This is a genomic window from Corallococcus silvisoli (genome assembly GCF_009909145.1).
Lineage (GTDB): Bacteria > Myxococcota > Myxococcia > Myxococcales > Myxococcaceae > Corallococcus > Corallococcus silvisoli.
This window is the reverse complement of sequence record NZ_JAAAPJ010000019.1, coordinates 87,581-106,253: the sequence shown is the minus strand read 5'-3', so window position 1 is coordinate 106,253 and position 18,673 is coordinate 87,581. Positions and strand designations below refer to the sequence as shown.

Here is an 18,673-nt window from a genome sequence, read left to right as displayed (position 1 = left end):
TGCTCCCACCGTGAAGAGACCCACCGCCGCTCACAACAACAGCTTCGTCACCAGTCCGAAGTACGCCAGCAACGACACGTTGTCGGACACCGCCAGGACCAGCGGCGCCGACGCCAGATGCGGATCCACCTTCAGCCGCTTGAAGAGGAAGGGCAGCACCCCGCCCAGGCACGACGCCAGCGTGGCGGACACCGCCACCGCCCCGAACAGCGCCAGGGGGAACGCGAACCCCGGCGAATAGAGGCGCCCCAGCAGCGCCACCACCGCCGCCGCCATCAGCCCGGCCAGGCTCGCGGCCAGCACCTCCCTGGCCACGACCTTCAGGTCCACCTCTCCGTGCGTCACCATCGACGCCGCCACCGCCGTCGTCTGCACGCCCAGGCTCTCCGACAGCACCAGCACCATGGGGATGAAGGCGCTCACCACCACCAGATGGGCCACCGTGTGCTCGAACAGCCGCGTCGTCGTGGCCGCCAGGAACCCACCCGCGATGTTCACGAGCAGCCACGGGAAGCGCTTCAGCGCCAGCCGCGTGGGCCGCGTCTCCTTCAGCTCCCCCTGGGGCAGGCCGACGAAGCGGTAGACCTCGTCCCGGACCCGGCCCTCCACCTCGTCGAAGAGCGTGTCGGAGAACGCGTCCACGAACGCGTTCATCTCCACCACGCCCACGATGCGCCCGTCCGCGTCCACCACCGGGAACGCCAGGAAGCGGTAGGTGACGAAGAAGTCCTCCACCACCGCGTCGGACGCGTCCACCGGCAGCTTCACCACCCGGGTGAACATCAGCGACGCGATGCGCTCCTCGGGGCCCGCGCGGATCAGCTTGCGGATGGGCACCACGCCCACCAGCCGGCCCTCGGGGTCGCACGCGTAGCAGTAGAAGACCTCGCCCGTGCCGGGGTGGGCGCGCAGCTTCTCCAGCGCCTGGGCGACCGTGTCCTCCACGCCCACGGCGGTGAAGTCCCGGGACAGCCGGTCGCCCTGCAAGAGCGTGTGAGCGGTCTCGGGAGGCATCTGCGCGCCCGGGGCACGAAACGTCCTGGCCCGCCGGAGCGTCAAGGCTTATCTAGGACTCCATCCACCATGCCACTCGCGCCGTGTCCCATCTGTCAGAAGCCCGTGCCTCCGCGCCCGGAAAACACCTCCCAACCCTTCTGCTCCCGCCGCTGCCGCGCCGTGGACCTGGGCCGCTGGCTGGGCGAGGAGTATCGCGTGCCCGACCGTCAGGCCGAACAGCAGGAGGACGAGCTGCCCTCCGACGGCGACACACGCAGGCACGACGCCTGAGGCAGTGCTGCTGCCTGCCATTGAAATATTCCCTGCCTGTTTGAATGACGGGGCAGGGGGACGCGCCGCCGCGGGGCTCACGCCCGTCCGCCCCGGAGGGCGGGAGGCAGGCGTACCGCTGGAGTCGCAGGGAGAGTGACGCTATACCCGCGTGCCGTGAAACGCGCCGTCAACCTCATCGCCAGCCTGCTCGTCACTGTTGCCTTCATGTGGTGGGCCTTCCGGGACACGGATGTGTCCACGCAGATCGCCAGCCTCAAGGCGGCCAACTACGCGTGGATCCTCCCGTACTTCGCGTGCCTGACCGTCATCCACGTCTTCCGCGCGCTGCGGTGGGGCGCGCTGCTGTCGGGGCTGGAGCGCGTCCCGTTCCGCAAGCTGAATGAAGCGTCCGGCATCGGCTTCATGATGCTGCTGGTGCTGCCGTTCCGCCTGGGAGAGTTCGCGCGGCCCTTCCTCATCGCGCAGCGCAGCTCCATCCGCCGCAGCGCGGCCATGACGTCCGTGGTGCTGGAGCGCATCGTGGACGGCCTCTTCGTCGCGGCGCTGTTCCGCGCGCTGCTCTTCTTCGTCCCGGTGGAGACCCCCGAGGTCCGGTACGTGAAGCTGGGCTCGTGGTTGATGTTCGCCGTGTTCGGCGGCGGGCTCGTGTTCCTGCTGCTGGGGTTGTGGCACCAGGAGCGCACCGTGCGGCTGGTGCGCGCCACCGTGGGCCGCTTCTCGCCCGGCATCGCCGACAAGGTGGCGGACGTGGTGGACACCTTCGTGGGGGCCATGCGCCAGCTCCCCGACCGCCGCCACATCGCCCTCTTCTTCCTCTACACGATTGGCTACTGGGCGGTGAACGGCCTGGGCATGGCGCTGCTCGCGCGCGCCTTCGACTGCTCCGGCGCCGCGCCGGGCGTCGCCTGCGAGCCCATGCGCCTGTCCTTGTTCCAGTCGTACATCGTGATGTGCGTGCTGGTGGTGGGCGTGATGATTCCGGCCGCGCCCGGGATGATGGGCACCTTCCAGGCCGCCACCAAGGTGGGCCTGGGGCTGTTCCTGCCCGCCGCGCTGGTGAACGCCCACGGCCTCGCCTACGCCAACGTGCTGTGGCTGTGCCAGACGGTGCAGCAGATCGGCTTCGGCCTCATCCTGCTGTCCGTCAGCCACATGTCCTTCCGTGAGCTGGCCGGCAACATGAAGAAGGACGGCGACGACGGCGCCGTCACCCGCTCGTCCGTGGCCTGAGAGCCCGCCGCGCTACGGGGTGGGCTGCGTGGCCTGCCCGCCGTCCGTGGCCACCGGGGCGCCCTGCTGGCCGCGCAGCGTGTTCTTCACCTGCTCGGTGACGGCGGCCGGGTCCACGGTGCCCTTGAACGTTCCGAAGGGCGTCTGCACGGTCTGCTCGCGGCGGCCCTGGGCGTCGGTGCCCGGCGGGCCGCACCAGGCCTTGTCCTGGTCCTCGAGCGTGCCCACGGGCGTGCGCACGGCGGTGCGCGTCTCGGTGGTGGACTTGGCCACGAGCACCTGGTCGCGCATCAGCACGCAGTGGTCCTCGTCGAAGTACCAGGCCGACGAACCGTCCTGGAACTCCTGCGCCCGCGCCGGCCCCTTGCCCATGGCGTCCGCCACCTGGGCGGCGGTCATGCCGGGGTAGAGCTTGTCGAAGCCGGGGGCCGCGCAGCCGGTGGCGGCGAGCGCGAGGACCAGGGGCAGCGGGGAGGGACGCTTCATGGCCGGGCTCCTGGAAGAGGATGCGCCGACCCTAGCGTGTTCCACCCGGGCGGCTCCAGGGAGGCCCTGGAGCCCGCGTGCGGGGGTCTACAGCTCCTGCTCCAACCAGCGCCGCAGCCGCTCCCGCAGGGAGCGGACACGGAGGCGGGGCAGGGGGCCGCTCACGACTCGCCTTCCGTCTTGGCGGGCATGCGGCCGTACTTGGACAGCAGGTCCTCCACGGCCTCGCGCAGGTACTCGCTCTGATGGATGCGGGTGCGCCGCGCCAGCTCGCGCAGCTTGTGCACCTGCTCCTCGGGGACGAGGACGTGGGTGGAGACGATGTCGGCCTCGGGGCTGCGGACCTCACCGGGTTCCACCACGGAGGGGGACGACGGAGCGTCGGGGCTCAGTGGGCTGGCGCTTCCATCCTGCATCGGGGCTTCCTCCAGGAAATCTGCTGCTACAGGCCGCTACCGACCTGACCCGGGCATTAGGGGGGCAGGCTCTCGTGTCGTCAAAAAAAGGGACACCCGGCGTGGCCGGTTGACTCACACCAGGGGCGCTGCTACTGGCCTCCTCACGTAAGGGGAGTAGTTCCCGCCCGGGACCAGGGGCGGAGGGGCGCTCGACACACTGGCTGGTGACAGCCCGGGCCCCCACCTCGCTGGAGTGCGAGGCGAACGAGACCTTCGGACAGGGATTCAACGCTCCCTGGCCGAGGTCCGTCGTGCGCGCTCCTCCCTGAAGCGCTTCCTCACGACCCCCCGCGCCAGGAACTGGGAAGGGGTGCCTTCATGTCGTGGGAAGCAATCGCCGGTTCATTCGTCCTCGTCGCCGCCAGCGAGATGGGTGACAAGACGCAGCTGCTGGCGTTCTCGCTGGCGTCGAAGTTCCGCAAGCCGTGGGTCGTGCTGGGCGGCATCTTCGTGGCCACGGTGGCCAATCACGCGCTGGCGTCCTCGGTGGGCACGTGGGTGTCCACCCACGTGCCCGCGCGGGTGATGGCGCTGATTTTGGGCGCGCTGTTCCTGGGCTTCGGCCTGTGGACGCTCAAGCCCGACACGCTGGACGAGGACGCCGACAAGCCTCCGCGCTTCGGCCCCTTCCTCACCACGGTGGCGCTCTTCTTCGTCGCGGAGATGGGGGACAAGACGCAGCTGGCCACCATGGCCGTCGCCGCGCGCTATCAGGCCCCCGTGCTGGTGACGCTGGGCACCACCGCGGGAATGATGGTGTCGGACGGCCTGGCCGTCTTCCTGGGCGACCGGCTGTCGGGGAAGGTGAACATGAAGTACATGCGCTGGGGGACCGCCGCGCTCTTCTTCCTCTTCGGCGTCGCGTCGCTCTGGACGGCCTGGCGCGGCTGAGCGCACGCGAAGGCCCCGGCGCGCGCAGGCGGTGCCGGGGCTTCGCGCGGGCTTAGCTACTTCGCGTTCAGGCTCGCCGTGTCCACGACGAAGCGGTAGCGCACGTCGCCCTTGAGCATGCGCTCGTAGGCGTCGTTGATGTGTTGGATGGGGATGACCTCCACGTCGGACGCGACCTGATGCTTCGCGCAGAAGTCGAGCATCTCCTGCGTCTCGCGGATGCCGCCGATGAGCGAGCCGACCAGCCTGCGCCGCCGGCCGATGAGCGAGAACGCCGCCACGGGGGTGGGGGCCTCCGGGGCGCCGACGAGGATCATCGTGCCGTCCGTCTTCAGCAGGCGCAGGTAGGCGTTGTAGTCGTGCGGCGCGGAGACGGTGTCGAGCACGAAGTCGAACTTGTTCGCCAGGGTCTTGAACGTCGCCTTGTCCGACGTGGCGGCGAAGTGCGTCGCGCCTAGCGCCAGGGCGCCCTCGCGCTTGGACGGCGAGGTGCTCAGCACCGTCACCTCCGCGCCCAGCGCCTTGCCCAGCTTCACGGCCATGTGGCCCAGGCCGCCCAGGCCCACGACGGCCAGCGCGTCTCCCGCCTTGAGGCCGAAGCGCCGCAGGGGTGAGTACGTGGTGATGCCCGCGCAGAGCAGCGGCGCGGCGCGCTCCAGGGGGATTCCCTCCGGGATGCGCAGCACGTACTTCGAGTCCACGGTGATGCGGGTGGAGTAGCCGCCGTAGGTGGGCTGACCGTCGCGGTCGTGGCTGTTGTAGGTGTCCACCATGCCCTGGTCGCAGTACTGCTCCTCGCCTTGCAGGCACTGAGGACACTCGCGGCAGGAGTCCACGAAGCAGCCCACGCCCACGGTGTCGCCCGCCTTGAAGGTGGTGACGGCGCTGCCCACCCTGGACACCTTCCCGACGATTTCGTGGCCCGGCACCATGGGGAAGGTGGCGCCGCCCCACTCGTCGCGGGCCTGGTGGATGTCGGAGTGGCACACGCCGCAGTAGAGGATGTCGATGAGCACGTCGTGGGGGCGTGGCTCGCGGCGCTCCACGGTGAAGGGACCGAGCGCGGCGCGGGCGCTGGGAGCGGCATAGGCGGGGGTGGTGGGCACGGCGGGCTCCTGGAAGGAATCGAGGCAGGCGGCCTCCGGGGTGGTCCGGAAGCGGGGCGTCAATCTAATGAACGGGCCCTGCCGTCGCCGGGGGAAATCACGGGGGTGGACCCGCGGCGGCGGAATTCAGGAGACTCCGCGCCCATGAGCCAGGAACGTCTCCAGCAATCCCAGTCCGCCGGTGGCCCTCATCACTTCCTCTCCCAGTTGGTCGGAGCGTGGGAGGGCGTCGCGCGCACGTGGTTCGAGCCCGACACGGTGGCCGATGAGTCGCCCATCACAGGCACCATTCGCGGCGTGCTCGACGGCCGCTTCGTGGTGCACGAGTACACGTCGGCGATGGGCGGCAAGCCGCTGGCTGGGATGGCGACGCTGGGCTACCACCTGGACGGTGGGCACTTCACCATGGTGTGGGTCGACACCTTCCACGTGGGTACGGACATCTTGAACTCGGTAGGCACTCCCGGGGTGAGCGACCGGTTCTCCGTGCTCGGCAGCTACTTCACGGGGGAGCAGTCGCCCCGCTGGGGCTGGCGCACGGACATCGAGGTGCGCGGTCCCGACTCCCTGCTCATCACGCACTTCAACATCCAGCCCGGGGAGGATGCGCAGAAGGCCATCGAGATCCAGTACCGCCGCCGGAGCTGACAGGGGGCGGCACTACGGCCGCGCGCCGCCATGTCTGTCTTTGCTGGGGCGACGGGCGAGCACCCGCGCTTCGTGTCGTCCGGAGTCCTCCGCCCAGTCCTCGGTGATGGAGAGGGATTGGAGGCCCTGGAGCAGCGTGGGCAGCTCGCCGTCCTCCAGGAGGAAGCGGGCGGACGGATGCGGGTGCTTCCGCAGGTTGCTCCGGGTGGGCTGGGCGAAGACGAACAGCCCGCCCGGCGCGAGCACCTGGGGCAGCGAGGCGAACAGGGGCCGCCAGAGGTAGTTCAGGCACACGACGAGGTCGAACGGACCGGGAGGCAGCGGCTCCACCTCCAGGTCCAGGCGCAGGAGCGCGAGGGCCACTCCCGCCTCGCGCGCGAGCCCCTCCGCCTGGGTCAGCGCCACGTCGGAGATCTCCGCCAGGGTCACGTCCAGCCCGCGCTTCGCGAGCCAGCACGCGTCATGCCCCGGGCCTCCGGCCAGGTCGAGCGCCCGGCCCGTGCGCGGCAGCCGGTCCTCGAGCGAGCGGAGGAACGCGGAGGGCTCGCGCGGCGCGGGTGCCCGCTGCTGGTAGCGCTCATTCCAGCGCTGACGGTCGTCGTGGGACACGGTGCCTCCGGCGTCGCGGCTCAACGCCGGGTCATCAGCCCGTTGAGGGATGGATAGCTGGCGGCGGCTTCGAAGAGGGGCGCGGAGTGGCCCTCGCGGAGGAAGGTGGCGGCGAGCGCCCCGGCTCGCCCCCAGAGCGATTCCGCGATGGCCGAGCCCGCGCTGAGCCGCCGAACTCCCAGCCGTTGAAGCTCCGGCGCGCTGGGCAGGTCCGGATGCGCGAGGACATTCACCGGCAGCGGCGTTCCCCGGGTGATGGCCTGGAGGTCGGCCGCGCTCGTGGCGCCGGGGACGAAGAGGCTGTCCGCGCCGGCCTGCTGATAGCGGGCGGCGCGGGCCAGGGTCTCTTCCACGCGGCGCTCGGGGGGCACGAGCTTGCGCAGGTAGACGTCCGTGCGCGCGTTGACGAAGACGTCGACGCCCAGGCGCGCGCCGGCCTGCTTCACGCGTTCAATCTTCGCCGCGAGCTGTTCAGGAGAGCCGTTGCCATCCTCCAGGTTGCAGCCCACGGCCCCCTCCGCCAGGAGGCGGGCCACGTTCTCTCCGACGGTGGCCGGGTCGTCGGAGTAGCCGCCCTCCGCATCCACGGTGAGGGGGATGCGGATGACGCTGGCGATGGCGCGCACCGTCGCGACCAATGCCTCCACGGGCAGCGCGTTCCCATCGGGGTGGCCCAGGGCCCAGGCGACGCCGGCGCTGGTGGTGGCGATGGCGCGGGCGCCCAGGCTTTCAAAGAGGCGAGCACTGCCCGCATCCCAGGCGTTCGGAAGCAGGAGCAGGTCGGGGCCCTGGTGCAGCGCGCGGAAGGTGCTGGCGGCTTCGGGACGGGTCGTCATGCGAGGAGACTCCGGAAGGGGTGAGAGGGATTCAAGCGTGGGTCCGCTCATGCTCGAGCAGCCAGCGCTTGCGTTCCAGCCCACCGGCATAGCCGGTGAGTGAGGCATTGGCACCGACGACGCGGTGACACGGGACGACGATGCTCACGGGGTTGGCGCCATTGGCCGCGCCCACGGCGCGCACGGCCTTGGGACGGCCGATGCGCTCCGCGAGCTGGGCGTAGGTGGTGGTGGTGCCAGCGGGGATGTCCCGGAGGGCACGCCAGACCTCGCGCTGGAACGGCGTGCCCGCGGTCTCCACGGGAAGGGCCTCGATGGCGGACAGCTCTCCGCGCAGATAGGCCTGGAGCGCGGAGGTGCGGCCGGCAGGGTCTCGCGCGGTCTCGAGGACGCAGCCGTTCTCGCCGTAGTGCAGGCGCAGGAGCCGCTGCATGCGGGCCTCGTAGCCCTCCCAGTCCAGCGCGCGCAGGCGGCCTTCCTCATCGCAGACGAGGAGCGCCACGCCGGCGGGTGTTGGGGTGGAATCAATGAAGAAGCGCAGGCGTGCGGGCATGGGCGTCTCGTTTGGCGGGGGCGGGCGCGACGGGCCGGGTGGAGTCCGAGGCCGGCGCGGGAGTGGCAGGGGACCGCTTTCGCTGGCTGGCGTTGGCGAGGGGCGCGGCCGTCGTCCGCGCACGGGTCGCATCCGCGGTCCAGAGGTGCTGGGCGGCGTAGGCTCGCCACGGGCTCCATGCTTCAGCGCGCTGGAGGAGGGCTTCCGGCGTGGGGCGTGGGCCGTCGGCCTCCGTCGCGGCGCGCAGCAGGGCGACGTCGGAGGCCGGGAAGGCATCCGTCTCCCGGACGGCGCGAAGGGCGATGTACTGGGCGGTCCATTCGCCGATTCCAGGCAGGCGCGTGAAGCGCGCGACGGTGTCCGCGAGCGAGGGGCCGGGTTGGAAGAGGGCGGGATCCGCCGCGGCCGCCGCGGCGAGGTGGGAGAGCGTGCGGGCCCGGGCGGCTGGCATGCCCAGTCCGGTGAGGTCCGCCGTGGCGAGCGCCTGCGGCCTGGGGAACGCGCGCTGGAGCCGAGCATCGCCGGTGAGCTCCAGGCCCAGGGGCTCGCCGTGGACGGCGAGGAGCCGCTGCCCCAGTCCCCGGGCGGCGGAGACGGTCACCTGCTGACCCAGGATGGCGCGGACCGCGAGCTCGAAGCCATCCCAGCCCCCGGGCGCGCGAAGCCCGGGGCGGGCGGTCACGAGGGGAGCGAGCAGGGCATCCGTCGACAGGTGCGAATGGATGGCCTCCACATCCGCGCCCACGTCGAAGACGCGCCGGACCTGGGCGACGACGGAGGGCAGCATCCTCACGTCGCTGACGCGCAGGGTGGCGCTCAGTGCGTCGAGCCCCGGAGCGGGGGAGACCTCCACGGCACCCTGGCCCCAGGCATTGGAGAAGGCGCGCAGGTAGCGCCCGGATTCGACGTGCTCCATGCCGGTGAGCGAGCGGGCGCCCAGGTGGGCCATCAAGGCCTCCCAGTCATAGGGCGGCCGGTAGGGGATGAGGAGCGTCACCGTGGGGACGGAGGAGGTCGCGGGAGCGGCGCGGGTACGGCGGAGGGCGCCGGGTGGGCGGCCGTAGAGGGATTGGAAGACGGCGTTGAAGCGCCGGACGCTCCCGAAGCCGGACGCGAGGGCGACCTCTCCCATGGACAGGGAGGACTCGTGGATGAGCTGGCGGGCGAAGAGGACGCGGCGTGTCTGGGCCACGGCGAGGGGCGAGGCGCCCAGGTGTTGCTGGAAGAGCCGCCGCAATTGACGACCGCCGACGCCGAGCCGGGCGGCGAGCACTTCCACGCTCGCGTCATCGGCATCGAGCAGCCCGTCCGCGATGAGGGCCATGGCGCGGGAGACGGTGGCGGAGGTGCCGCGCCACGGGGCCAGGGTGGGCGAGGTCTCCGGCCGGCACCGGAGGCACGGGCGGAAGCCGGCCTCCTGCGCGGCGGCGGCGGTGGGGAAGAACGTGCAGTTCTCGAAGCGCGGGGGGCGGGCCGGGCAGATGGGGCGGCAGTAGATGCGCGTCGTCTTCACGGCGGTGAAGAAGCGCCCGTCGAAGCGGGCGTCCCGCGTGGTCAGCGCACGGTAGCAAGCGGCGGGGTCCAGGCCGTTCATGGGAGAAACGTCCCACGGCGGGGCCCGGATGTCTGGCCGTTTTCGGACGTGGACGTTCTCCCCTGTGTGGCCGGACTGGCGGCGGCCCGCCTACCACCTCACCGTCAGGAGGGTCGTCTCCCCCGCATCCAGGGTCGTGGTCGTCTCGTGGCGGCCCAGCGCGGCGTGCTCCAGCAGCACCTGGACCTTCTTCGTGCCCTCGACCCGGACCACGGGCGTCGGGGACATGCCGACGAACGTGCCGTTGATCCACACCCGAGCGCGCGGGATGGCGATGACCTGGATCCGCGTGGGCGCGGGCGCGGCCGCGGCCGCGGGTGCGCTCCAACCACCACCGCCATGGCAATGATATCCGCCCGTGCGTCTTTCATTGTGACAGCCGGAGCTGTTGGTCCGTCCCGGATGCGCCCAGGCGAAGTGGGAGCAGACCAGCCCGGTGATGACAGTCATTCCGAGCCATGTCTTCTTGTCGAGCCTCATGGTTCCACCCGTCCAATCTGTGCTTCGACCAGCGTCGTGTCGTGCCAGCCCAACAAGGCCGGGTGGCGGCCCACGCGCGCAGGGACATGGGCCACGCCCTTGCCCACGCGCACGAGGTCCTTCGCGGAGAACTCCTGTCCGGTGAAGCGCTTCACCGCCTGTTGCAGGGCCGCCGTCGACAGCCCCTGACTCCCATGCTCCGGGGAGGTGACGTAGAGCCCTCGCGTCATGCCCTGCCCGATGAACAGGTACGCGATCGCGCCGGAGGGAGGGTCCATGACACGAAGCAGGTCCGGGCGCTGCAACACCCATCCGGAAGGACCGAGCAGCGCCTGGGCGACCTCCACGGGCTCGTTGAGCGGAAAGCGGTCGCGCAGCAGCTCCTGCCGCCGGTCCAGCAGGAGGGCTCGCGCGGCGCTCAGCTCCGCGTCGTTTTCGAGGACGGAGAGCAGCAGGCTGGCATCCTGGTTCGCGCCTTGAAGCTCCCGCAGCGCGGGGCCAACCCCCGCCGACACCTTCGCGGCCCGGGACAGCCGGGAGAGCTCCGCCGTGCGGAAGGACGCGAGGGCCGTCCGGGCCTGCTCGCCCGGGTCGATGGCCACGGCATGCTGGAGCGCGGTGGCCCGGCAGCGAAGATCGCGGGCAGGACAGCTCCCTTCCTGAAGCAGATACGCCCGAGCGAGGAGGGGTTCGGGCCGTTCGGAGGCGAGCGCGGGAGCCTGGATGCGCGTCAGGAATTGGACTGCCTGCGCTGCCTCGCCCTTCTCCAGCGCCGCCTTGCCCTTCGCGATGCGGACGTCCTCGAGCTTCGCGCGAAGACGGTCCACGAGCGCGGCTGGGGCCCGCTCCTCCGAAAGGGCGTGCAGCTCCGCTTCCACCGGACCCTCCTCGCCTCGCGCCAACGCGGAGAGCGTCCAGGCCTCGCGCAGTCTCTGGCGTTCGGCCTCCAGGGGTTCGGTTCCGTGATGGGCGTCCGCGTAGCGCTGGATCAACGCGATGGCGGCGCGGTTCTCCATGCCCTGGAGTCGTGCCAGCACGAACGCGTTCCGAGCCTCGACAAAGGCCGGACTGGCCTCACCGCTGGACTCCAGCAGGTCCGCGTGCGGCTCCGCCTCGCGGAGTTTTCCCGCGGCCGTCAGTCGGGCCAGCTCCGACACCGAAGGACGGATGAACAGGAAGCAACCCGTGAGCACGAGCGCGCAGCTCCCCGTCAGGCCGCTGCCGATCCAGTCGTGCCATCGGGCCGGGGACTTCGCGCCGCCGACGCGGCGTCGGCGCAGCCACGTCGCGGTCCACCACCAGGTGCCGGGCCAGAGCCCCAGGATCGCGAGCATCGCGAGGGCGCTCCGGGAGGGCTCCTGGTAGAAGGCGTGGCGCTCCGTGAACGCGGCGCCCAGGAAGGGCATCGCGAAGAAGCCGGCGATGGCCATGCCCAGCAGGGCCCAGAAGCGCCGGTGGAAGGGCGCTGTGTCGCGGGCCGCGGTGGGCTGGAGCTTCCGCCCCAGCATGTGGACGAAGCCCGTCCTGCCCGCGAACTCAAAACAGACAGTGGCGGAAGGGGCCTCGAAGACATCCAAGGTCTGGGAGAGGATGCGCCCGCGCAGTGGTTCAAGCTCCGGCTCCAGCGATGACCGGGCGGTGGGGAACCCCGCCGAACGGGCCTCCTCGCCAGGCATGGAGTCGGGCAGGGGGCCCGGGTGTTCGACGGAGGCCAGGGTTCGCGCGTCCTGCCATTGGAGGGCCCGGTTCGAATCCTCGAGCAGGCCCTTGTGCGCGGAGAGGGCCTTCGCATCCGGCCACGCGCGGACCTGGGTGCGCTGGACGGTCGTGACCTTCAACCACCGGCGAAGGGTTCCCGAACCCCGGCAGGGGCGGCAACCCACGAGCCCCTTGGAGCAACGAACGCACTTCTTGGTGCCATTGCCCCGGCAGTCGGAGCAGTTGACCATCCGGTAGCTCTTGCGAGCCCGGCTCATCCGCCGCCCCGAACCGCCGCAGCCGGAGCAGCTCGCGCGAAGGGACCCGCCGCAGGTGGGGCAGGTCACCTGTCCCGCGCCCTGGCAGCCACGACATTCCGCGAGGTGCGACGACTGCTCCGCCAGCGCCTCCGGGGACGCGCTCCACAGGTCCAGGGATTCGAGCTGGGGCGGAGCCCCGGCGTGAGCCTGCCGGCTCGTGTTCGCGCCGCCCGAGGAGGGCTCCTCCGCCCAGGTCCCGGTGCGGATGGCGTAGCGGGTGACGAGGCGCCCATAGCGGAGCACCGAGGTATCCACCCGGGTGAGCAGGTCCGCGAAGCCAGCGGGCCCCAGCCGCCAGCGCGCCCAGCGCACCGCGGCGTCCCGGGCCTTCTGTTCGATTCCATCCTCCAGCATCGTGCGGACTCCCCCCGGAGCGGTGGCGATGCGCGCCCGGACGGGGAGGATGGGACCGCGACGCGAGGCACCCGCCAATGCCCCAAAAGGGGGAGGCGGCCCCACGAAACGAAAAAAGCCCCGGAATCACTTGGGAAAGTGACTCCGGGGCTGCTTGATGGCCAGGGTCAGACTTGAACTGACTACCTGCGGATTATGAGACCGCCGCTCTAACCAGGTGAGCTACCTGGCCGTGAAGCCCGGCCCGTATACCGGGACGGAGCCGTGACCGCAAGAACTTCGGACGGGGCTGGGCCCCCTCGCTGACAGCCCCACGGGGAGCCGCGGCGGGACCGTCCGCCGTGCCGGCCCGGCGACCTGGCCGGGGTCCATGGCGGCCAGTCGCCTAGAATGGGCGTCATGCCCGTCCCCGACTACCAGTCCCTGATGCTCCCGCTCCTGGAGCGGCTCGCGGATGGACAGGAGCACCTCGTGCGCGAGGTGCGCGAGGAGGTTGCCCTCGCCCTGCGCCTCTCCGAGGCGGAACGCACGGAGCTGCTCCCCAGTGGCAAGCAGGCCGTCTTCGACAACCGGCTCGGTTGGGCCAAGACCTACATGGACAAGGCGGGCCTGCTCCGTTCGGTCCGCCGTGGCGTGTTCCAGATCACCGAACGCGGCAAGAACGTGCTCGACCAGAAGCCCGCGGCCCTCGACACGGAGGCGCTGCTGCGCTTCGACGGGTTCAAGGACTTCGTCACGCGCGGCACCGAGGGGGACGTGGCCGACGCATCCCGGACCGCCCTGGACGTGCCTGTCGACTCCGCGGCCATCACCCCCGAGGAGGCGCTGGAGCGTGCCTACAAGGACCTGCGCAAGAAGACCGAGGCGGAGCTGTTGGCCGCGACGCTGCAAGCCAGTCCCCGCTTCTTCGAACGGCTCGTGGTCGAACTGCTCGTGAAGATGGGGTACGGCGGCTCCCTCGAGGACGCGGGCAAGGCGCTGGGCGGCAGCCACGATGGCGGCGTGGACGGGATGATCAAGGAGGACCCCCTGGGCCTCGGTGTCATCTACATCCAGGCCAAGCGCTGGCAGAACACCGTGGGTCGTCCCGACGTGCAGGGCTTCGCGGGGTCGCTCGAAGGGGAGCGCGCGCGCAAGGGCGTCTTCATCACGACCTCCAGCTTCTCCAAGGAGGCGCGGGAGTACGTGGCGCGCATCGACAAGAAGATCGTCCTCATCGACGGCGCGCGGCTCTCGGGGTTGATGTTCGATTTCGGCATCGGCGTGAACGCGGTGGGCTCCTACGAACTCAAGCGCGTGGACTCCGACTTCTTCTCGGAGGAGTAGACTCACCGCCATGTCCCCCGTCACCTTCCGTTACGCCACCGTCGCGGACCTGCCCGCGATCCTCAAGCTGCTCGCGGATGACGCCATCGCGCGAACGCGCACGGGCTACACCGAGCTGCCGGTCCCCGCCGTGCGCGCCGCGTTCGATGAGATCTCCGCCGACCCGAACAACGAGCTCATCGTGGGCGAGCGGGATGGAGAGATCCTCGCCACCTTGCAGCTCACGTACATCCCGGGCCTGAGCCAGGGCGGGATGCGTCGCGCGCTGGTGGAGGCCGTGCGCGTGCGCTCGGACCTGCGGGGACAGCGCATCGGCGAGGCGTTGATGCTGGATGCGATGGAGCGCGCCCGGGCGCGGGGCTGCGGCGTGATGCAGCTCACCACCGACAAGCGCCGCCTCGATGCCCATCGCTTCTACAAGCGGCTGGGCTTCGAGGCGAGCCATGAAGGCATGAAGCGCCCGCTCTGACGCGGGGCTCGGGCCTACTGCTGCGGCTGGATGGCGGCCGGATCCATCCAGAAGCTCTCCCACTGGTGCCCGTCCAGGTCCTCGAAGCTGCGCTGGTACATGAAGCCCTGGTCCATCTTCTCCTTGCTCTCCTTCGCGCCCGCCGCCAGCGCCTTCTCCAGCAGCGCGTCCACCGCGGCCCGGCTCTCCGCCGTCAGGGCGATGATGACCTCGGTGGACTTCTTCGCGTCCGCGATCTCCTTCTTGATGAAGCTCTTGAAGAAGGGCTTCACCAGCAACATCGCGTAGATGTCCTCGGTGATGACCATGCACGTCGCGTTGTCGTTGGTGAACTGGGCGTTGAACCTGTAGCCCAGCTTCGTGAAGAACCCGACCGCGCGATCCAGCGACTCGACGGGGAGGTTGACGAAGATCTTCGTGCCCATGGTGTGTCTCCTTCGAAAGGGGATGAGGCGAACGTCGCCTTCACCCTCACGACGAACGTGCGCGCACGGGATCGACACCGGATTTATTTTCCCGGCCTCCGCCGCTATCCACCTGGAATCACAACAGCTTCCCGGGGTTGAGGATGCCCAGCGGGTCGAGCGCGCCCTTGATCGCCTGGTGGAGGCGCAGCGTCTCCGGGCCCAGCTGGGAACCCAGGAACGCGCGCTTGAGCGACCCAACGCCATGCTCACCCGTGATGGTGCCCCCCAGGTCCAGCGCCGCGCGCAGGATGTCGTCGAACGCGGCCTTCGCCCGCGCCAGCGCCTCGGGGTCCTTCCGGTCGAAGACGACGGTGGGGTGCATGTTCCCATCGCCCGCGTGGCCGAACGTTCCAATGACCACCGCGTGCCGCTCCGCGATGCGCTCGACCGCCTCCAGCAACTCCGGGATGCGTGAGACGGGAACGCCCACGTCGTCCAGCAGCGTCGCCCCGCGCTGCTCCAGCGCGGGGAAGGCGAACCGGCGCGCGCCCATGAGCAGCTCGCCCTCCGCCTCGTCCGCGGTGTTCATCACGAAGGTCGCTCCGGCCCGCTCGCAGGCGGCCACCATCGTCCCCAGCTCCTCCTCGCCCTGCGCGCCGCCCGCGTCGGAGCGCGCCAGCAGCAGGGCCGCGGCGTCCACATCCAGGCCCATGGGCTTCCAGGCTTCGACGGCGCGCACGGTGGTCCGGTCCATCAACTCCAGCAGGGAGGGGCGCGTCCGCTCCATGATGTCGCAGACGGCCGTGCCCGCGGCCACGAGCGTGGGGAACGCGGCCACGAGCGTCGTCGCCTTCGGGGGCCGGGGGCGCAGCCGCAGCGTGGCCTCCGTGAGGATGCCCAGCGTGCCCTCGGAGCCGACGAAGAGCCGCGTGAGGTCATAGCCCGCGACGTTCTTCACCGTGCGCCCACCCGTGCGCACGACGGAGCCGTCCGCGAGCACCGCCTCCAAGCCCATCACCGCGTCGCCCGTCACGCCGTACTTCACGCAGCACAGGCCCCCCGCGTTGGTCGCGAGGTTGCCGCCAATGGACGAGAACTCCCAGCTCGCCGGATCCGGCGCGTACCAGAGGCCCGCTTCCGCCGCGGCGGCCTTCACCGCGCCATTGAGCGCCCCGGGCTGGACCACCGCCAGAAGGGCACGCCGGTCCACCTCCAGGATGCGGTTCATCCGCAGGAGCGACAGGACGATGCACCCCTCGCTGGCGTTCGCGCCCCCGGACAGGCCCGAGCCCGCGCCCCGGGCCACCACCGGCACCCGCAGGGCCGTGGCGACGCGAAGCACGGCCTGCACCTCCGCCGTGGAGGCGGGCCGCACGAGCACGCGAGGCATGCCGGAGGGGGCCCACTCCGCCTGATCGTTCCGGTGCGCCGCGAGCACGTCCGGGTCGGTGACAAGGGACTCCGCCGGCAACACCCTGGAAAGCGCCTGCACCACGTCGTCCGACACGAATGCCTCCCGGTCCCAGGGATGAACGCAGGGCAGGGCACCCGTCATCCATCCCCCATCCAGGGCCCAGCTTGCCGCAGGTCCGCGGCCTCCGCCCCAGGGACGACAACCCCGAGTCCGCGAAGTGTCACTCACGCGGGGGGAGGGTCGGCCTCGCTGTGCGCAGGCGCGGTCGCTCGTGGGCGCCCTTCAGGTCGTCGAGGAACCAGGCCCCCTTCGCCAAGGGGGGCCGCGGCTCGGCGTGCGGATGCTGGCCCCACTCCAGGGGTCATGAAACAATCCGTAACACCGCGGGTTCGAATGGCACGGTTCGAGGAGGCGGTACGGCGGATGAGACTCCTGCTCGTCGAAGACGAAGCGAAGATGGTGCTCCTTCTCCGCCGGGGCCTGGAGGAGGAGGGGCACTCCCTGGACGTCTGCTCGCGAGGGAGCGAAGCGCTCGCATTGGGCCACCCGGAAGACTACGACGTCATCGTCCTGGACTGGTCGCTTCCGGACACCGACGGCATGACGCTGCTCAAGGGCTGGCGCGAGGCGGGCGTCCGCACTCCGGTGCTGATGCTGACGGCGCGAGGCACCACGGCGGACAAGGTGCTGGGGCTGCGCTCGGGCGCGGATGACTACCTGGTGAAGCCCTTCGACTTCGAGGAGCTGCTGGCGCGGCTGGAGGTGCTGCGGCGCCGGGGCGAGGCGAAGGAAGGCGTGGTGCGCATGGGGGAGCTGGTGTTGGAGCCCGGCCGCCGGCTGCTGCGCATGGGGGCTCGCGAGGAGTCGCTCACCGCGCGGGAGTTCGCGCTCTTCAGCGCGCTCGTGCGCCATCCTGGTGAACCGCAGGTGCGCGCGCGGCTGATGGAGCAGACGTGGGGGCCGGACTTCGACGGCAGCGCCAACGTGCTCGACGTGTACGTGGGCTACCTGCGCGCGAAGTTGGAGCGCCTGGATGCCGCGCACGTGGCCATCCGCTCCGTGCGCGGCGTGGGCTACAAGCTCGTGGTGGAGTCCTCCGGGCGGCCCGTCGCGTGAGGCTGACCCGACGCCTGTGGCTGCTCGGGGCGCTCTTGCCCTCGCTGGCAACGTTGGGGGCGCTGCTCGTGGCGGGGCAGCTGTTCCGCGCGGACCTGGAGAGCTCGCTGGACCGGGCCCTGCTCGCCCAGGCGGCGGTGGAGAGCGTGAGCCTCTTCGACGGGCCGGGGCAGAAGGTGCACCTGCACATGGCCGTCTCACCGCTGGTGGAGCAGGTGCGTCCCTTCGCGCCCCAGGGCTACCTGTATCAGTCGGATGGCAAGCTGGTGATGCGCTATCCACCCATCGCCGAGGGCGCTCCCGAGGAGCCGCGCCGTGTGCCGGGCACCCACGAGGGGCCTCCCGTCCTCTCCACGCGGGTGGCACGGGATGGGAGCCGCTGGCGCGAGGTGATGGTCAACGTGTCCTCGCCGCAGGGCGAGTGGTACGGGCTGCGGTTGCTGGCGTCGCTGGGGCAGGTGGATCGCTCGGTGGACTCGTATTTCCGTCTGGCGTTCTCGCTGGCCGCGGTGACGGGGCTGTTGCTGCTGGGCGTGCAGACGCTCCAGGCGCGGCGGCTGTCGCGGCGGTTGGCGGCCATCCGGCTGAACCTCGAGCGGCTTCGCGAAGGGAACCTCACTCCGCCCACGGAGGCCGACGCGGGGCAGGATGAGATTGGCCAGTTGAGCGCGGCGCTCGCGGAGGCCACCGCCCGGGTGCGGGGCGCGCGCGAAGCGCAGGAGCGGCTGATCGCGAACGCCGCCCATGAGCTGCGCACGCCGCTGGCGCTCATGCGCACCAGCATGGACCTGGGGCTGCGGCGCGAACGGAGTCCGGAGGAGCTGCGAGACGCGCTCCAGGACGCGAGGTCGGAGGTGGACCGGCTGGCGCTGCTCGCGGACACGCTGCTGGACATGGCCACCGCGGGGCGCGGCTCGTGGGACCGGAAGAAGGGCGACCTGTGCGCGCTGCTGACGCAGGCGGTGGAAGGCTCCCGCGCGGAGGCCGAGCGTCGCGGCCTGCTCGTGCACCTGGAGGCCCCGGACCGCGCGGAGGCGTGGTTCGACGCGGGCAGCCTGCGGCAGGCGGTGGACAACCTGCTGGGCAACGCGCTCAAGTTCTCACCCCGGGGTGGGGAGATCCACGTCCGGCTGACCCTGGATGGTGTGCTCCACCGGGTGAGCGTCGCGGACGCAGGCCCGGGCATTCCCCCGTCGGATCATGTCGCGGTCTTCGAGCCGTTCCATCGCGTGGCGAGCGCGGAGGCCATGCCCGGCGTGGGGCTGGGCCTCGCCATCGTCCAGGAGGTCGCGCGGCGCCACGGCGGCCGGGCCTACGTGGCACCCGAGGTGAGGCGTGGCACCGAGATGGTGCTGGAGCTCCCCACCGCGCCGCGAGCCGGCACGTGA

General features: G+C 71.0%; 20 protein-coding genes and 1 tRNA gene. 8 read left to right on the top strand and 13 right to left on the bottom strand.

Annotated elements, in window-relative coordinates; all coding sequences use genetic code 11:
• Positions 1 to 30: 30 nt before the first annotated feature.
• Positions 31 to 1,014 (bottom strand): magnesium transporter, encoded by a 984-nt coding sequence (locus tag GTY96_RS31150; protein ID WP_161666612.1) that lies wholly within the window; start codon positions 1,012 to 1,014, stop codon positions 31 to 33.
• 69 nt (positions 1,015 to 1,083) lie between these two features.
• On the opposite strand from GTY96_RS31150, the gene GTY96_RS31145 reads away from it, so the two are divergent.
• Entirely contained in the window at positions 1,084 to 1,287 is a 204-nt protein-coding gene (locus GTY96_RS31145) for a DNA gyrase inhibitor YacG (RefSeq protein ID WP_143904893.1), read from the top strand.
• Between the two features lie 156 nt (positions 1,288 to 1,443).
• Positions 1,444 to 2,520 carry a lysylphosphatidylglycerol synthase transmembrane domain-containing protein gene (locus GTY96_RS31140; RefSeq protein ID WP_143904894.1) on the top strand — a complete coding sequence of 359 codons (1,077 nt, stop codon included), beginning with the start codon at positions 1,444 to 1,446 and terminating at the stop codon, positions 2,518 to 2,520.
• Positions 2,521 to 2,532: 12 nt separating this feature from the next.
• Here GTY96_RS31140 and GTY96_RS31135 read toward each other — a convergent pair whose 3' ends face one another.
• Together GTY96_RS31135 and GTY96_RS31130 are read right to left on the bottom strand one after the other, a co-directional pair.
• A complete protein-coding gene (locus GTY96_RS31135; RefSeq protein ID WP_143904895.1) occupies positions 2,533 to 3,006 on the bottom strand; it encodes a hypothetical protein in 474 nt (157 codons plus the stop codon).
• Positions 3,007 to 3,167: 161 nt separating this feature from the next.
• The gene (locus tag GTY96_RS31130; protein WP_143904896.1) at positions 3,168 to 3,422 is read right to left on the bottom strand and encodes a ribbon-helix-helix domain-containing protein; all 255 of its coding nucleotides are present in this window, start codon (positions 3,420 to 3,422) and stop codon (positions 3,168 to 3,170) included.
• 360 nt (positions 3,423 to 3,782) lie between these two features.
• Between GTY96_RS31130 and GTY96_RS31125 the strand changes: the two genes are divergently transcribed.
• Positions 3,783 to 4,355, top strand: coding sequence for a TMEM165/GDT1 family protein (locus GTY96_RS31125; protein ID WP_143904897.1), 573 nt, complete (start codon positions 3,783 to 3,785; stop codon positions 4,353 to 4,355).
• 56 nt (positions 4,356 to 4,411) lie between these two features.
• Here the strand turns inward: GTY96_RS31125 and GTY96_RS31120 are convergent, their stop codons facing one another.
• Entirely contained in the window at positions 4,412 to 5,461 is a 1,050-nt protein-coding gene (locus tag GTY96_RS31120; protein ID WP_161666611.1) for an NAD(P)-dependent alcohol dehydrogenase, read from the bottom strand.
• Between the two features lie 144 nt (positions 5,462 to 5,605).
• On the opposite strand from GTY96_RS31120, the gene GTY96_RS31115 reads away from it, so the two are divergent.
• A complete protein-coding gene (locus tag GTY96_RS31115; RefSeq protein WP_161666610.1) occupies positions 5,606 to 6,109 on the top strand; it encodes a DUF1579 domain-containing protein in 504 nt (167 codons plus the stop codon).
• A gap of 12 nt (positions 6,110 to 6,121) precedes the next feature.
• Here GTY96_RS31115 and GTY96_RS31110 read toward each other — a convergent pair whose 3' ends face one another.
• From GTY96_RS31110 to GTY96_RS31080, 7 genes are all read right to left on the bottom strand, one after another.
• Entirely contained in the window at positions 6,122 to 6,718 is a 597-nt protein-coding gene (locus GTY96_RS31110; protein WP_161666609.1) for a class I SAM-dependent methyltransferase, read from the bottom strand.
• Between the two features lie 20 nt (positions 6,719 to 6,738).
• Complete coding sequence (locus tag GTY96_RS31105) at positions 6,739 to 7,554, bottom strand: isocitrate lyase/PEP mutase family protein (RefSeq protein ID WP_161666608.1); 816 nt, start codon at positions 7,552 to 7,554, stop codon at positions 6,739 to 6,741.
• A gap of 31 nt (positions 7,555 to 7,585) precedes the next feature.
• Complete coding sequence (ogt, locus tag GTY96_RS31100) at positions 7,586 to 8,107, bottom strand: methylated-DNA--[protein]-cysteine S-methyltransferase (RefSeq protein ID WP_186002036.1); 522 nt, start codon at positions 8,105 to 8,107, stop codon at positions 7,586 to 7,588.
• On the bottom strand, positions 8,079 to 9,701 hold the full coding sequence (locus GTY96_RS31095; RefSeq protein WP_161666607.1) for an AlkA N-terminal domain-containing protein: 1,623 nt from the start codon (positions 9,699 to 9,701) through the stop codon (positions 8,079 to 8,081). Before GTY96_RS31095 ends, ogt begins: the two co-directional genes overlap by 29 nt.
• Positions 9,702 to 9,791: 90 nt before the next feature.
• Positions 9,792 to 10,181: a YHYH domain-containing protein gene (locus GTY96_RS31090; protein ID WP_161666606.1), complete on the bottom strand. Its 390-nt coding sequence runs from the start codon at positions 10,179 to 10,181 to the stop codon at positions 9,792 to 9,794.
• Positions 10,178 to 12,553, bottom strand: a complete 2,376-nt coding sequence (locus tag GTY96_RS31085) for a hypothetical protein (protein ID WP_161666605.1) — start codon at positions 12,551 to 12,553, stop codon at positions 10,178 to 10,180. Before GTY96_RS31085 ends, GTY96_RS31090 begins: the two co-directional genes overlap by 4 nt.
• 158 nt (positions 12,554 to 12,711) lie before the next feature.
• Positions 12,712 to 12,785, bottom strand: a tRNA-Ile gene (locus GTY96_RS31080).
• 167 nt (positions 12,786 to 12,952) lie between these two features.
• On the opposite strand from GTY96_RS31080, the gene GTY96_RS31075 reads away from it, so the two are divergent.
• Together GTY96_RS31075 and GTY96_RS31070 are read left to right on the top strand one after the other, a co-directional pair.
• Positions 12,953 to 13,879: a restriction endonuclease gene (locus tag GTY96_RS31075; RefSeq protein WP_161666604.1), complete on the top strand. Its 927-nt coding sequence runs from the start codon at positions 12,953 to 12,955 to the stop codon at positions 13,877 to 13,879.
• A gap of 10 nt (positions 13,880 to 13,889) precedes the next feature.
• A complete protein-coding gene (locus tag GTY96_RS31070; RefSeq protein ID WP_143904905.1) occupies positions 13,890 to 14,348 on the top strand; it encodes a GNAT family N-acetyltransferase in 459 nt (152 codons plus the stop codon).
• Between the two features lie 14 nt (positions 14,349 to 14,362).
• Here the strand turns inward: GTY96_RS31070 and GTY96_RS31065 are convergent, their stop codons facing one another.
• A complete protein-coding gene (locus tag GTY96_RS31065) occupies positions 14,363 to 14,773 on the bottom strand; it encodes a VOC family protein (protein ID WP_143904906.1) in 411 nt (136 codons plus the stop codon).
• Between the two features lie 118 nt (positions 14,774 to 14,891).
• Positions 14,892 to 16,310, bottom strand: coding sequence for an FAD-binding oxidoreductase (locus GTY96_RS31060; RefSeq protein ID WP_201756556.1), 1,419 nt, complete (start codon positions 16,308 to 16,310; stop codon positions 14,892 to 14,894).
• A gap of 282 nt (positions 16,311 to 16,592) precedes the next feature.
• On the opposite strand from GTY96_RS31060, the gene GTY96_RS31055 reads away from it, so the two are divergent.
• Positions 16,593 to 17,285 (top strand): response regulator transcription factor, encoded by a 693-nt coding sequence (locus tag GTY96_RS31055; protein WP_143904907.1) that lies wholly within the window; start codon positions 16,593 to 16,595, stop codon positions 17,283 to 17,285.
• On the top strand, positions 17,282 to 18,673 hold the full coding sequence (locus GTY96_RS31050) for a sensor histidine kinase (protein ID WP_161666603.1): 1,392 nt from the start codon (positions 17,282 to 17,284) through the stop codon (positions 18,671 to 18,673). The genes GTY96_RS31055 and GTY96_RS31050 overlap by 4 nt, the downstream gene beginning before the upstream one ends.